At 70.6% G+C, this 14,187-nt stretch carries 14 protein-coding genes; 10 read left to right on the top strand and 4 right to left on the bottom strand.

The window, feature by feature from the left end; translation table 11 throughout:
• The first annotated feature begins 319 nt into the window (after positions 1–319).
• Positions 320–3,445 carry a DNA polymerase III subunit gamma and tau gene (locus AB0H36_RS09240; RefSeq protein WP_360519137.1) on the top strand — a complete coding sequence of 1,042 codons (3,126 nt, stop codon included), beginning with the start codon at positions 320–322 and terminating at the stop codon, positions 3,443–3,445.
• Positions 3,446–3,700: 255 nt separating this feature from the next.
• Here AB0H36_RS09240 and AB0H36_RS09235 read toward each other — a convergent pair whose 3' ends face one another.
• On the bottom strand, positions 3,701–4,585 hold the full coding sequence (locus AB0H36_RS09235; protein WP_360519134.1) for a sigma-70 family RNA polymerase sigma factor: 885 nt from the start codon (positions 4,583–4,585) through the stop codon (positions 3,701–3,703).
• Between the two features lie 192 nt (positions 4,586–4,777).
• Here AB0H36_RS09235 and AB0H36_RS09230 point away from each other — a divergent pair, with 192 nt between their 5' ends.
• The 8 genes from AB0H36_RS09230 to AB0H36_RS09195 all read left to right on the top strand — a co-directional run bounded on the left by AB0H36_RS09230 (position 4,778) and on the right by AB0H36_RS09195 (position 10,631).
• Positions 4,778–5,143 carry a carboxymuconolactone decarboxylase family protein gene (locus AB0H36_RS09230; protein WP_360519418.1) on the top strand — a complete coding sequence of 122 codons (366 nt, stop codon included), beginning with the start codon at positions 4,778–4,780 and terminating at the stop codon, positions 5,141–5,143.
• Positions 5,144–5,204: 61 nt separating this feature from the next.
• Positions 5,205–5,819 carry a DUF2461 family protein gene (locus AB0H36_RS09225; protein WP_360519131.1) on the top strand — a complete coding sequence of 205 codons (615 nt, stop codon included), beginning with the start codon at positions 5,205–5,207 and terminating at the stop codon, positions 5,817–5,819.
• A gap of 199 nt (positions 5,820–6,018) precedes the next feature.
• Complete coding sequence (locus AB0H36_RS09220) at positions 6,019–6,633, top strand: YbaB/EbfC family nucleoid-associated protein (RefSeq protein ID WP_360519128.1); 615 nt, start codon at positions 6,019–6,021, stop codon at positions 6,631–6,633.
• Position 6,634: 1 nt separating this feature from the next.
• Positions 6,635–7,234, top strand: a complete 600-nt coding sequence (gene recR / locus AB0H36_RS09215) for a recombination mediator RecR (protein ID WP_360519125.1) — start codon at positions 6,635–6,637, stop codon at positions 7,232–7,234.
• The gene (locus tag AB0H36_RS09210) at positions 7,227–7,871 is read left to right on the top strand and encodes a DUF5063 domain-containing protein (protein WP_360519122.1); all 645 of its coding nucleotides are present in this window, start codon (positions 7,227–7,229) and stop codon (positions 7,869–7,871) included. Before recR ends, AB0H36_RS09210 begins: the two co-directional genes overlap by 8 nt.
• An 88-nt stretch (positions 7,872–7,959) precedes the next feature.
• Positions 7,960–8,478 carry a hypothetical protein gene (locus tag AB0H36_RS09205; RefSeq protein WP_360519119.1) on the top strand — a complete coding sequence of 173 codons (519 nt, stop codon included), beginning with the start codon at positions 7,960–7,962 and terminating at the stop codon, positions 8,476–8,478.
• Positions 8,479–8,496: 18 nt separating this feature from the next.
• Complete coding sequence (locus AB0H36_RS09200) at positions 8,497–9,150, top strand: hypothetical protein (protein ID WP_360519116.1); 654 nt, start codon at positions 8,497–8,499, stop codon at positions 9,148–9,150.
• Between the two features lie 23 nt (positions 9,151–9,173).
• Positions 9,174–10,631: a serine/threonine-protein kinase gene (locus tag AB0H36_RS09195; RefSeq protein ID WP_360519113.1), complete on the top strand. Its 1,458-nt coding sequence runs from the start codon at positions 9,174–9,176 to the stop codon at positions 10,629–10,631.
• Here AB0H36_RS09195 and dinB read toward each other — a convergent pair.
• Entirely contained in the window at positions 10,628–11,827 is a 1,200-nt protein-coding gene (gene dinB, locus AB0H36_RS09190) for a DNA polymerase IV (protein ID WP_360519110.1), read from the bottom strand. The genes AB0H36_RS09195 and dinB overlap by 4 nt on opposite strands.
• An 80-nt stretch (positions 11,828–11,907) precedes the next feature.
• Here dinB and AB0H36_RS09185 point away from each other — a divergent pair, with 80 nt between their 5' ends.
• A complete protein-coding gene (locus AB0H36_RS09185; protein ID WP_360519107.1) occupies positions 11,908–13,116 on the top strand; it encodes an MFS transporter in 1,209 nt (402 codons plus the stop codon).
• Here the strand turns inward: AB0H36_RS09185 and AB0H36_RS09180 are convergent.
• Positions 13,002–13,613 carry a dihydrofolate reductase family protein gene (locus AB0H36_RS09180; protein ID WP_360519104.1) on the bottom strand — a complete coding sequence of 204 codons (612 nt, stop codon included), beginning with the start codon at positions 13,611–13,613 and terminating at the stop codon, positions 13,002–13,004. The two genes, AB0H36_RS09185 and AB0H36_RS09180, sit on opposite strands and share 115 nt — an antisense overlap.
• 56 nt (positions 13,614–13,669) lie before the next feature.
• Entirely contained in the window at positions 13,670–13,987 is a 318-nt protein-coding gene (locus AB0H36_RS09175; protein WP_360519101.1) for a metalloregulator ArsR/SmtB family transcription factor, read from the bottom strand.
• Between the last annotated feature and the right edge of the window lie 200 nt (positions 13,988–14,187).

The raw sequence follows: 14,187 nt of genomic DNA, 5'->3' as shown, positions 1-14,187 counted from the left end.
GCCGGTCGGTGACCTGTGGTTGCCTCCAGCGGTTACTGAGCCGGCATCAATTTGGCATGCGGCCGCTGTGGCGGCAGAGGGTCGGCGGGCGTCCGTCGTACTTGCCGAGCTCGAGACGGCTGTGCCCGCAAGCAGCGTGGCGGCAGCGGCGGCGCTGATGATCGCGCGACGGCGCGTGCGACGCCGTATGTCGAAACCTTGTCCTGTCATGGTCCCCTGGATGTTTCGTCGTACGGGTACGACTCCTGGGCCGGGGGCAAAGTTGTACCTGACCGGGCGCGGGGAGGATTTGTCGGCGAGCGGCGCTAGGGTTGCGGGCGTGGAAGCACCCCTTGCGTTGTACCGCCGGTATCGCCCGGAGACGTTCGCCGAGGTGATCGGGCAGGACCATGTCACCGCCCCGCTGCGGAACGCGTTGAGCAACAACCGGGTCAACCACGCCTACCTGTTCTCCGGCCCGCGCGGGTGTGGCAAGACCACCAGCGCCCGGATCCTGGCCCGCGCGATCAACTGCGAGAAGGGCCCGATCGCCGAGCCCTGCGGGGTGTGCAAGTCGTGCACCGACCTGGCCCGCGGCGGCCCCGGCAGCATCGACGTGATCGAGATCGATGCGGCCTCGCACGGTGGTGTCGACGACGCGCGGGACCTGCGTGAGCGGGCGTTCTTCGCGCCGGTGGAGAGCCGCTACAAGATCTACATCATCGACGAGGCGCATATGGTGACCACGCAGGGCTTCAACGCCCTGCTGAAGCTGGTCGAGGAGCCGCCGCCGCACCTGAAGTTCATCTTCGCCACGACCGAGCCGGACAAGGTGATCGGGACGATCCGGTCCCGGACCCACCACTACCCGTTCCGACTGGTCCCGCCGAAGGTGCTCGGCGACTACATGGCCTCGCTGTGCGAGTCCGAGGGCGTCGCGATCGAGCCGGCCGCGCTGCCGCTGGTCGTGCGGGCCGGCGCCGGGTCGGTCCGGGACTCGCTGAGTGTGCTCGACCAGCTGATCGGTGGCGCGGGACCGGACGGCGTCACGTACGAGCTGGCCGTCGCGCTGCTCGGGTTCACGCCGGACTCACTGCTCGACGCGTGCGTGGACGGATTCGCGGCGCACGACAGCAAAGCCGTGTTCGAGACGATCGAGAAGGTCATCGAGACCGGCCAGGACCCGAAGCGGTTCGCCGAGGACCTCTTGCGGCGGCTGCGTGATCTTGTGGTGCTGTCCGCCGTACCGAATGCCATCCTGTCGGGTCTGATCGAGGCTGCTGAGGACCAGGGCGAGCGACTGCAGACGCAGGCCGCCGGGATCGGGGCGGCAGAGCTGACGCGTGCGGCGGACATCGTCGCGGCCGGTCTGCTGGAGATGCGCGGGGCGACGGCGCCTCGGCTGCAGCTGGAGCTCATCTGCGCCAAGGTGCTGCTGCCGGGCGCCGACGACTCCACCAACGGCATCCAGGCCCGACTCGACCGCATGGAACGCCGCCTCACCATCGGAGCCCCCGCCGGCACCCAACCAGCCGAATACGCCCCGGCCCCAGGCCCAGATGCCGCCACGAGCCGAGCCGCAGCCCGAGCCGCGGCCGGCGGCGCTGCTGAGGCGCCGAGCGCCGAAGGCGTGGCGGCAACCGCTGGGGCTCAAGGCAACGCTGCGGCCAGCGGGAGTGGTACGGCGGGTCCGAGCGGCGACCGCGGCGTCGCAGATGCCGCGCGACCAGCAGATGCCGCCTCGGCACGAACAGGCTCCTGGTCAGACGCACCCTCTGCACCCGCACCTTCATCGCAACCCGCCCCCGCGTCGCCCCCTCCGAGCACGTCACCCGCTCCGGGCGCTTCGTCCGCCCCAGCTGCGGGCAGTGCGGCTGCTCCGGTAGGTGGCACCGGTTCGGCTGGGGCTGGCGGCGGGGTGCCGGCGGGCGGTGCGGCGGCGGCTCCGTCTGCGGGGGCTGTGGGATTGGCGGACATCCGGCGCTTGTGGCCTGAGGTCCTCGAGGCGGTGAAGAGCAAGCGCCGCTTCGCCTGGATCATGCTCAGCCAGAACGCACAGGTCGTCGCCATCGACGACCAGACCCTGACCCTAGGCCTGGTGAACTCCGGCGCCCGCGACAGCTTCGCCCGCTCCGGCAGCGACGAGATCCTCCGCCAGGCCATGATCGACACCATCGGCCTCAACCGCCGCGTAGAAGCCGTAGTAGACCCCTCCACCGACCCAGGCCCCACCGGCGGCCAAGCCGCCCCCCGCCCCACCGGCCCCCAAGGCGGCGCCCCACAGGGCGCTCCCGGCGGCAGCCCGCACGGCGTCCCCGGCGGCGGAGCGCAAGGCGGTGCCCCGAGCGGCGGTCCACAGGGCGGCCCCGGCGGTGGTGCGCAGGCTGGCGGCCCAAGCGCCGGCCTGCACGGCCCCGGCGGTGGTTCGGAAGCTGGCGGTCCGGGCGTTGGTCCCCACGGCGCCGGTCCCGGAGGCGGTGCGGCCGACGGCGGTACCGCGGGCGGTGGACCTCACGGCGGCGGTCCGGGCGTCGGAGCACCCGGCGGCCATGCGGGCGGCACAGGCGGCGGCGCTGCCGGCACGGCGGGCGGCTGGGGTGACGGCGGATCCGGCGGGCAAGGTGCCAGCGGGACGGGCCTAGCGGGTCCCGGAGCAGGTGGCGCGGCTAACGCCCTCGGCGGCGGTCCAACAGGACGGGGTGGAGTAGGGCCGGGTGATGCCAGTTCGACCGGGCCAGGGACGAGCGGTGCCGGTTGGGGCGGGCCAGAGGCGAGCGGCGCCGGGGCTGGTGTTGCGGCAGCGGGAGGCCCCGCGGCTGGTGCTGGAGCGAACGTGACTTCGGCCGGTGGGCCGGCGGCGGGTGGACCTGCGGGCACCCAAGCGGCCGGCTCGGGTGGGCACGGTCCGGCGGCGAGCGGACCAGGTGGCGGCGCCGCGCAGGGGCTGTCCGCAGACCAGTCGGGCGGTACGTCGGCACGAGGTGCCGGCGGTGTTTCGGCTTCGGGGCCTGACCGGGCCGGCGGTGGTCCGGGGGCGGGCGGATCTGGGTCGGCACGGGCGGGTCAGTGGTCTGACGGGGCGGGTGCGGCCATCGCAGTACAGGAGCCGCCGGACGAGTACGACGTACCGCCGGAGCCTGACCCGTGGGAGGACGGCCCGGTCCGGCGGCCAACCTCAGACGCAGGTCGACCGGCCGTACCAGCAACGTCAGCCACGCCGGACAGCGCGGCTGCGCGGGAGACGGCGGGGAGTAAGCGGCGGGCGGCGGAGGCGGCGGTGGCTGCTGAGCAGGCTCGGCGGGCGGCTGCCGCGTCGGTTGCTCCGGAGGTCCCGTTGACGCCTGAGGAGGAGGCGGACGCGATCGGCGAGGACGACGTGGTGCTGGAAGACGACTCCCGCTCCCACACCGACCTCCTCCGCGACACCCTCGGCGCCCAAATCATCACCGAGGAACCCAACAACTAGGCCCCGTCGAGGTACGTGATCGCCACGCCGACCTGCTCAGCGAGGCCCGCGGTGCGCTGATCGTGGCCGAGGAGCCGAACGACTAGGTCCTGTTGGGGTGTGTGGTCGTCGTACCGATCTGCTGGGCGACGCCGTCGGTGCGCAGACCATGACCCTGGAGCGCAGCAACCATCGGTGAGGTCGTGGTCGAGAGCTGGGAGGCCGCAGAGGCGCGTCTGACGGCGGGGTCCACGACCGGTCGCGGGTACGGCTCGGCTAGGTCTCGTCGAGGTAGGTGATTGACACGCCGGTCAGGAGGGTGTGGTCGGTGAGGATGTCGAGGGCTGCGACGTGGCCGGCGGCGATCGTGAAGAGTACGGCCGATGTTGGTGCGCCCCGGGTGAGGGCTACCGCGCCGAGGGCGCCGTTGAGGAGCGCCGGTCGAGTGATTTCGGCCAGTTGGGCGAAGGTTGCGGCGCCATCGGCTACCGCCTGCGGGCCCTGGAGGACGCTGGCCGGCCGCAGCGCGCCGTACGTGTGGACCACCACGTCCGGATCCAGCAGCCGGACCAACGTCTCGAGATCGCCGCCCCGAGCCGCAGCCAGGAACGCATCGACGACGGCCCGATCGGCCGCCGCAGGCGCCGGCGGCGCACCTCGGATGCGACGTCGAGCCCGGCTGGCCAGCTGACGGGTCGCCGCCGGAGTGCGGCCGACAATAGGCGCGATGTCGTCGAACGGCACCTCGAACAGATCGTGCAGAACGAACGCCAGCCGCTCAGCAGGCGCAAGAGTCTCCAGTACGGCGACCAACGCAACGCCAACCGAATCCGCGAGCACCGCCTCGGCTTCCGGATCCACCTCAGCCGCAAGCCCAACAGGCTGAGACGGCAGCGGTTCCTCACGCAGCCTGCCCCGATCGCGCAGCATGTTGAGGCAGATGCGCCCGACCACCGTCGTGAGCCAGCCGCCGAGGTTCTCCACCGTGGACGCGTCCGTGCGATGAAGCCGCAGCCAGGTCTCCTGGACGGCGTCGTCCGCCTCACTCGCCGAGCCGAGGATCCGGTGCGCGACCGCACGCAGATGCTCACGGTGGTCCTCGAATCGAAGCATCAGCAACTGGTCGTCGGGCAGCGGTTCCGGAAACTCGCCTTGGGTCATCGGTCACGTTCCTTCGTCGGGTGGGGTCATTGCACTGACCCGTGAAACCGCGCCGATGTGACAGCGGCGCCTTGTTCTGCTGGAGGAAACGACGATGGACCTGCGGATGAAGAACCCCGCATTCGTGCTGCCGGACGGGATGAGAGGCATCCAGTACTTGCTCAAGGCCACCAATTCCGGAGGCGGACGACGCTGGAGCTGATCGGACTGCGCGCCAGCCAGATCAACGGCTGCAGCGCGTGCGCGCTCGGGCACGTCCATGAGGCGAAGAAGGCGGGTGAGACGGACGAGCGCCTGGCCGTGGTTGCGGCCTGGCGGCACGCGCCGTACTTCACCCCGGCCGAGCGAGCGGCGCTGGAGCTGACCGAGGTGGTGACGCGCTTGGCGGACCGCTCGGACGAGGGGGTCCCGGATGCTGTGTGGGCCGCCGCCGCGGAGCACTACGACGAGCGGCAGCTGTCCGCGATTCTCCTGATGATCGGCACGCTCAACCTCTTCAACCGCATCAACGTCACCATCCGCGAGCGCGCCGACCAACCCAGCTGGCAGCAGCCCTGAGCGCCGACAGTCCACCGGAAGTAGCGATGGACTGTCGGTGGGCAGTGGGAGATTGCGGGGTATGGCGTTTCAAGGGTGGACGGACGCGGCGTTCGACGTACTGGTCGATCTCGAAGGGGATCCGGGGCCGGCGCAGTTGGAGACGCATCGGGACGACCTGGAGCGTCATGTCCGCGGGCCGTTGCAGCAGCTCTGCGACGAGCTCAACGGGACGGGCGAGTTCGGCACGTTCTGGCTGAGCGGGCTGTCCGACCACGCGGCGGGATGGCAGCAGTCGCGCGCGACGTGGTGGATCGCGCGGCGGATCCGAATCACGTTCACGTTCGACCTGGACGGGTTCACGCTCGGCGGGGGCTCGGCGAGCCCGGCCGGTGATCAGGTGACGCTGTTCCGGCAGATGGTCGACGCGGAGCCCACCGGCAGCGAGCTCGACGCGGTCGTCAAGCGGCTCGACCGCAATGGGTACGACGTCATCGGTCCGATCGGCCGCCGTGTGCCGGCCCAGTTCGCACCGGATCACCCCCGCGCCGACCTGCTCCGCCGCCGCGCCGTCTACGCCGAGAAGCCTCTCGACACGACCGACGTCAAGCAGATCCGCAAGTCGCTGCGGCCGCTCGTGGAACTGACCACCTGGTACACGGACTACATCGCCCCGTCCGGCTGGGAACAGCCCTAGTCCACAACTCCACCCACACGCGGCGCCGGACGGCGGGGAGGGGCTTCCACAGGATCCACAGGGTTGTGGATAACTTTGTTCACAGGAGTGTGGACAAGCTGGGGAGACTGGTCGGTTTCTGGCGGGTGGGTGGGGTTGTCCGGGGGACCGGATAGGGTTGAGGCTCGGTAACAGGTAGCGGCTCGACGAGGAGATCGCGGTGTTCGACGGTGGCGGTGCTGGCGGCTTCGACATGTCCGACCTGCTCGCGCAGGCGCAGGCGATGCAGAACCAGCTGATGGAAGCCCAGGCCAACCTGGAGAGCCAGGAGATCGAGGGCTCGGCCGGTGGCGGGCTGGTGACCGCGCTGGTGTCCGGGACCGGCGAGCTGCTCAGCCTGAACATCAAGCCGGAGGCCGTCGACCCCGACGACACCGAGACACTGGCCGACCTGGTCGTCGCCGCCGTGCGGGACGCCTCGGAGAACGCGAAGCAGGCCGCCGCGCAGGCGATGGGCCCGCTGGCCGGCGGGATTCCCGGATTCGGGTCCGAGGGGCCCGGCTTCGGCGGTGGATCCTCGGCGCCGGCCGGCTTCACACTGCCGGGCTCTGCCCCGGGCATCACGAGCGGAAACACCACGAGCGCCGACGACGCCCCGGACGATGACACCCCCGGTCCGGGCACCTCCAGCACCGGCGGGCCGAGCGCGAGCGGGAGTAGCACGAGCGGCTTCACCGCCGGCGCCGGGGAAGGCTCCGGTGCCGAGGGCTCTGGTGGGATCGGGTTCGCGAACCCGGGTGGCGGGGCCGGGCTTTCCGGTCGGGACTCGGGCTGACGTGTACGAGGGGGCCGTACAGGACCTCATCGACGAGCTCGGCCGGTTGCCCGGCGTCGGTCCGAAGTCCGCACAGCGCATCGCGTTCCACCTGCTGGCCGCCGACGAGACCGACGTACGACGGCTGGCGCACGTGCTCGTGCAGGTGAAGGAGAAGGTCAAGTTCTGCGAGATCTGCGGCAATGTCGCGGAGGACGTGCAGTGCCGGATCTGCCGTGACCCGCGCCGCGACCTGGCCCTGATCTGCGTGGTCGAGGAGGCCAAGGACGTGGTCGCGATCGAGCGGACCCGCGAGTTCCGCGGCCGCTACCACGTGCTCGGCGGGGCGATCTCGCCGATCGAGGGGATCGGGCCGGACGAGCTCCGGATCAAGGAGCTGATGCAGCGGCTGGCCAGTGGCGAGGTGACCGAGATCATCTTGGCCACCGACCCGAACCTCGAGGGTGAGGCGACCGCCACCTACCTGAGCCGGTTGCTCCGGCCCATGGGGTTGCGCGTCACCCGTTTGGCTAGTGGACTTCCAGTAGGCGGTGATCTCGAGTACGCCGACGAGGTCACCCTCGGACGGGCGTTTGAAGGGCGACGATCGATCGATGACTGAACCAACAGATATTGCGGAACGCGCGTTGGGCACCGACAACGAGGACCTGACCGAGTTCGCCGAGCAGATCGCCGACCAGGTGCGAAGCTTCCTGATCTCGGTCCGCGACATCGCGGCGCAGCCGGACGAGGACGGTGTCGACGAGGGGCTCGCCTCGCTGCCGTACCTGCTGCTCGAGGTGAGCCAGCTGCTGCTGGCCGGCGGCCGGCTCGGCGCGTTCGAGGACTTCGTGCCGGAGGAGCGCTTCGAGAGCGACGCCGGCCCGGACCCGGACCTGGACGCGATGCGGGACCGGCTGGCGGTGCTGTTCGAGGGCCTGGACGAGTACGCCGAGGTCTTCGACCCGTACGCCGCGCCGCCCGAGATCACCGTGAACCGGCTGTCCGACGACCTCACCGCGATCGCCACCGACCTCGTGCACGGCCTCGCGCACTACGAGGACGGCCGGATCATCGAGGCGCTGTGGTGGTGGCAGTTCTCCTACGTGTCCACGTGGGGAGCGGCGGCGAGCGCCGTACTGCGGGCCATCCAGTCGCTGATCGCGCACGACCGCCTCGAGCCGGCCCACGACGCCGAGACCGAGGCCACCGACCGTGAGCTCGTCGAGGTCGCCGAAGAGGCTGTCCAACGCCGCTGACGAGTTATCCACAGGCAAGCGCCTGACCGGCCCGCGATGGGGTCCTCAACAACTACGTTGAGGACCCCATCGCAGTCAGGAGGCCTGTGTGCACGAACAAATGGATGCCGGTGCATCCTTCACCACCACCCGGAGACGCCCGGTCGTCGTCGGGGTGATCACCGCCTTGCTTGCCTACGCGCTGCTGCCCCGCGGGTTCTCGTACGACCGGGAGACGTTCGAGGTCGCGCTGTTCCTGAACCTGGTGGGCTTGGTCTGCCTGGTCACGGCCGTGCGCAGCTGGCGGCTCGTCCTCCGGCGGCCAGCTGAGATGCGGCTGACACCGGCGGGGTTGACCGTCAAGCGAAGCGGTCACGAGCTGAGTGTGCCGTGGCACGCGGTCGGCCAGATCCGCATCGACGGAGACCTCCGGCGGCCGTGGGTGGTGGCTTGGTTCGATCCCGGCCAGGAGCCGAGTGGCGTGCCGGCAGCGCGGCGGCGGGATGGGGCCTACCTGCTCTTCCCGGTCGGGCACGGGCAGTCGGTGGTGCGGCGCGGTCAGAAGTTGCGTGAGCTCCGCGCGGCGATCATCGGGTATGGGCGGCGTTGGGTCGACGAGGTCGTCTGAGGGCGGTTGGATGGGGTCGTGTCTGTTTACGAGCTGCTGGCGCGGATGCCTGATCTGCCGACCGTGAAGCGGGTCAGCCGGGCGCTGGCGGTGCTGGATCTTGTCCTGAACGACGTCGACGACCTGAACTACTTCTCGTTCGATGCGCGGTGGTCGGACCGTGAAGAGGCTGCGTTGATGCGGGACGGGTCGGGGGACGAGTACTCGATCGTGTTCTCGGCGGACGGGGCGTTCGGGTACGGGTTCGACCACGAGTCGCCGATGTCGCCGTACGTGAACGGGATGCGGGCCTGGCCGGGGCTCGTCGACGGGGTGCCGGAGGTGTTCCACGGGGCGCGGGACGACAAGGCTTTCTGGGAGCCGATGGGGGCGCCACGGGCGACGGTCGCGTTCTGGCGTACGGCGGCCGACACCGAGTGGCGCTGTGGTCCGGTCGAAGGGGTCGAGAAGGACGGCGCCGACGAGCTGTTCGAGGTGCTCGCGGATGGCCGGCCCGAGGCATACCTGACGTTCGCCGAGGACTACTACGAGGTGGCGCTCGACCTCGAGCCGATCCGGCACGTGTACGCGCTGATGCCGCTCACCGAGTACGTCGTCACGTCGCTCAACCGCCGGCGCCGGCTGCAGGACCTCGCCGAAGGGATCGCCGAGATCGGCTACCCGCGCTCCTGAACCCGGGTTAGCCTGACTCCCCGATGACAACACACCCTGGGGATCCGGCGACGATCGGGTCGTTCGCGATCGAGTCCCGGCTCGGCCGTGGCGCGATGGGTGCGGTGTACCTGGCGCGGTCGCCCGGCGGCCGGCTGGTCGCGGTCAAGGTGGTCCGCGACGAGCTCGCCGGTGACGACGGGTTCCGGGCCCGGTTCGCCCGGGAGATCGAGGCTGCTCGCCGGGTCAGTGGCGCGTTCACGGCGGCGGTCCTCGACGCAGACCCGGACGCGGAGCGCCCGTGGCTCGCGACCGAGTATCTGCCGGGACCGACGCTGCAGAAGGCGATCGACACGTCCGGTCCGTTGATGCCGGGCGGGGTCCGGTCACTCGCGGGTGGGCTGGCCGAGGCGCTGGTCGCCATCCACGCGTGTGGGCTGATCCATCGCGACCTCAAGCCGTCGAACATCGTGCTTACCGGCAACGGGCCGCGGGTGATCGACTTCGGCATCGCGCGGGCGCTGGAGGACGCGAGCCTGACGGCCACCGGCGTGGTGATCGGTACGCCGGGCTACCTGTCGCCGGAGCAGATCACGGGTACGGCGATCGGGCCGGCGAGCGACATGTTTGCGCTGGGCGCCGTACTGGTGTTCGCGGCGTCCGGTCGTGGTCCGTTCGCGACCGGCAACCCGGCGTCGCTGCTGCACCGGATCGTCAACGAGCAGCCGCACATCCCACCGCTGCCCGATCCACTCCAGGATCTAGTACGGCGTTGCCTGGCAAGAGACCCCGCCCACCGTCCAACCCCCCAAGAAGTCCTCCACACCGCAGGCTCCCCAGCCAACACCGCACTACTAGTCCCACCCACCCCCACCAAACTCCTCCCAGCCCCCACCGCCTCACCGGAGCCGGCGCAGCATGCGGGGGCGCAGCCCGCATCCGAGCACCATGCGGGAGGGCAGCAGGCGCCCGTGCAGCATGCGGCCGGCCAGCACGCCGCGGGGCGGAGTGGGGCTGCCTTTGCTACCAGTAGGACGCGGCCGGTGATCATCGCCGTGCTCACCACGTTGCTCGCTGCCGGGTTCTGGCCGAAGGAGTCCTCGGCGCAAGACCCGGTCTCGGCCGTCATCGGCGTCACCGTGTCCGCGATCAGCCTGTACTTCGCGATCCGGCACTGGCGCCTGGTCCTCCGGCGCCGCGTCGTCCTCCGCCTGACCCCAGAAGGACTCTCCCTCGAACGCGGCTACCAGCAAGCCGCCGTACCTTGGTCAGCCGTGACCCGCCTCCGCCTGGTCGGCGACCTGAAACGCCCCTGGCTGATCGCCTGGCTGGACGCCGCGCACCAGTCCACCCTCCCGACCCCACGACGCCGGCACCACGGCGGCCTGAAGCTCTACCCCGTCGCCCACGAACGCACCCCCAAACACCGCGCCCACCAGGTCAACGAGCTCCAAGCCGCCCTCAACTGGTACGCCGGCCGCCTCCACGACAATTCCTATTAGTCGGGCAGCATCGGCACCGTCAGACCCTGGTCGCGGCCGAGCAGGATCCCGCGGGTGATCGCGTTCGTGCCGAACTTGTCCTTGACCGAGTCGAGGGCCGAGTCGAGCTCGTCGTTCGACGCCTTGTCGAACGGCAGGGCCAACTGCAGGGCCGCCTCGTTCTCCAGATTCCCCACCGAGATGCCGATCATCGTGATCCCCTGCGCAGTGATCAGCGGCCGGGCGGCCGACAGCAACGCCCGCGCGGTGACCAGGATCGCCCGCGTCTGATCCGTTGCCTGGGGCAACGTATGCGACCGGGTCGCCCGGCTGAAGTCGTCGAACCGCAGCCGCAGCGTGACCGTCCGCCCGGCCCGCCCCGCCGTCCGCATCCGCCGCGTCACCCGATCGATCAACCCGGCCAGCACGGCGTCCAGCGTCGCCGGCGACTTGGGCGACCGGCCGAGCGCCCGTTGCGAGCCGATCGACCGCCGCCGGCGGCCGACCTCGATCGGCCGTGGGTCGCGGTTGTGTGCCAGCGCATGCAGATGCCGCCCCGACGCGCGCCCGAGCATCGCCACCAGCGCGGCCTCGGGCAACATCGCGACGTCGCCGACCTTGGTCAGCCCACGAGTCCGCAGCTTCTCCGCGGTCACCTCACCCACACCCCAGAGCCGCTCGACATCCAGCGGATGCAGGAACTCCAACTCCCGCTCCGGCTGCACCTCCAGCAGCCCGTTCGGCTTCGCGACCCCGCTGGCCACCTTGGCCAGGAACTTCGTCCGCGCCACCCCGACGGTGATCGGCAGCCCGACCTGCGACATCACGTCCGCCCGCAGCCGCTGCGCGATCTCGAGCGGCGTCCCGGAGATCTTCCGCAGCCCGCCGACGTCGAGGAACGCCTCGTCGATCGACAGCCCTTCCACCAGCGGTGTGGTGTTCTCGAAGACCCGGAAGACGGCCTTGCTGGCCTCGGAGTACGCCGACATCCGCGGGTCGACCACGATCGCGCCGGGGCAGCGGCGGAGCGCCTGTCCACCGTTCATCGCGGTCCGGACGCCGTACGCCTTCGCCTCGTAGCTGCAGGCCAGCACGACGCCGGCGCCCACGATCACCGGGCGGCCGCGCAGGCGCGGGTCGTCCCGCTGCTCGACCGACGCGTAGAACGCGTCCAGGTCGGCATGCAGGATGCTCGCCGTACCGTTCGACACGAACATATGTTCGCATACCCGCGGGTTGTCCGGATAGGGAGAATTCCCGAGGCGGCGAACCGGTTTGTCAGGACAGAATGCGCCCTATGGACCTGACGGCGTACCGCGATCTCTGGAAGACCCACGGTGTGATGGCATTGCTGGCGTCGGCCCTGATCGCGCGGATGCCGGTGATGGCGACGATGGTCCCGCTGGCCTACCTGGCCAAGGATGCCGCCGGCAACTTCGGCTGGGCCGGCGTGGTGGCCGGCGCCTACTCCATCGGTACGGCGATCGCCAGCGTCGTCTGGTCGCGCAGAGCGGACCGCAAGGGCGCTCGCTGGGTGCTGATCGGCACCGGGATGGCCTGGGGCGTCCTGATGGCCGTGGTGGCCCTGCTGCCGGACAGCTGGTACCGGGCGCTGCCGATCGCAGCCGCTCTGGCCGGGATGTTCGTCGCGCCGGTCACCTCCGCGCTGCGGGCCAGCTGGCCGCGGCTGGTCCAGGGTGCGCGGCTGCGGGCGATCTACGCGCTGGACGCGACCGCGCAGGAGGTCCTGTTCGTCGTCGGCCCGATGGTCGGCGCGGTGATCGTCAGCTTCGCGAGCCCGCGTGCCGGTCTGCTGGCGTGCGCGGTGACCGCTGCTGCAGCCATCTGGTGGTTCGGCCTCAAGCAGCGGCCGGGCGCGCACCACGAGGAGAGCGACGAGCCCCGCCCGACCGCTCGCCAGCTGGTGTTCCACCGCCACCGGTTCGGGCTGCTCCTTGCCTTCGCCTGTCTGGTGACGGGCTTCGCATCGATGTCGCTGGGCATCGTCGCGTTCGCCGATGAGCACGGCAACCGGCTGATCGCCGGCGTACTCGAGACGGTCGCCGCGCTCGGCAGCCTGATCGGCGGTCTGGTCGGTGGCGCACTGCCCGGACGGCGCAACTCGTACGTCTGGCGCCGGATGCTCGCTATGACCGTGCTCGTCACCGGCTGTGTCTTCGCTACGTCATCAGTGGTCGCGTTGGCGCTGATGCTGTTCGCGGCCGGCTGCCTGATCGCTCCGACCGTCGGAGCGATCTACGAACGGCTGGGGGTGATGACTCCGGCCTCGGCACGGACCGAGATCTTCGGCTGGATGATCAGCGGCGGCATGATCGGCTCCGCGGTCGGTTCAGCCGTCGCCGGCGCCGTGGTCGAGGCCTTCGGCGTCCGCTACGCGTGGGTCCTGATGGCCGTGCTCGCGCTGCTGGCGACGCTGTCGGTGCTCCACGTCCCGCCCCACCGGCCGGCCGAGGCAGACCTGGAGGAAGTCGCCGTCGCCGCGTAGTCGACGCGGTAGTTCGCCTCCAGTACGCCGGAGTCGCCCGCGCACATCGAGATCAGTCGCAGCGCACGACGGTCCGGGAACAGTGGCGAGCCGAAGCCGGCCTGGACCGGTTGGATGAGCAGGGACACCTCGTCGATCAACCGCCAGCGCAGCAGCGACCGAACCAGCCGGACGCTGCCCACCACGTGCAGGTCGGCGCCAGGCACCTGCTTCAGCGCCCGCAGCACCCGGTGCGGGTCGCCCTGCAGCACCTCGGTGTGCGGCCGCGCGATCACCGGCCGGGATGCGATCACCAGCTTGCGCACCCGATCCAGCGGTACGGCGGCACCATGGAAGCGCGCCACCGACGCGGCGTACTGCTCGAACGTGTTCCGCCCGAGCAACACCGTCTCGGCGCCGGTCGCCAGCCGATCGAGAGCCGGTTCCGGAAGCCAGTACTCCGGCCGGTCCACGATGCCGTCCTCCGACATCCACAACCGGGCCACGATGTTGCGCATCCACCACTCCTCTGGGTCTCCTTACCTACCCAGATGCACCGGCCGACCCGAAGGTTTCAGCGGCGGCCGCGGTGGATCTCGGTCTCCAGTGCGTCCAAGCGGTTGATCCAGAACTTGCGGTAGCGGTCCAGCCAGCCGTCGATCTCGCGCAGCGGGCCGGGGTCGACGGCGTACAGCCGCCGGGTGCCGTCGATCGTGACGGTGGCGAAGCCGTTGTCCCGCAGCACCTTGAGGTGCTGGGAGACGGCCGGCTGGCTGATCCCGAACTCGTCGCCGATGGTGGCGGCGATACTGCCGGCCGGCAGTTCGCCGTCGGCCAGCAGTTCCAGGATCCGGCGCCGGACCGGGTCGCCGAGGATGTCGAACGCGTGCACGGGCCGAGTATTTCAGTGATGACTTATATGAACAAGGCCCGGTGCCGGCCGGACGCTTTCCGGCGGCTCCGGAGCGTCGCCGTGGAACCTTCCGGCGCCCCGGCGATCGGCCGGACGGGCGGCCCGGGTGCTGGTCAACGGGTAGGCAACGAACGAGTCACGGCTAGAATGAGGGCCCGAGACTACGCCTGGTGCAACGC

Origin of the sequence: Kribbella sp. NPDC050820 (genome assembly GCF_040653975.1) — a bacterium.
Classification (GTDB): domain Bacteria; phylum Actinomycetota; class Actinomycetes; order Propionibacteriales; family Kribbellaceae; genus Kribbella.
The sequence above is the reverse complement of the archived record's forward strand: the minus strand, read 5'-3'. Positions and strand labels throughout refer to the sequence as shown.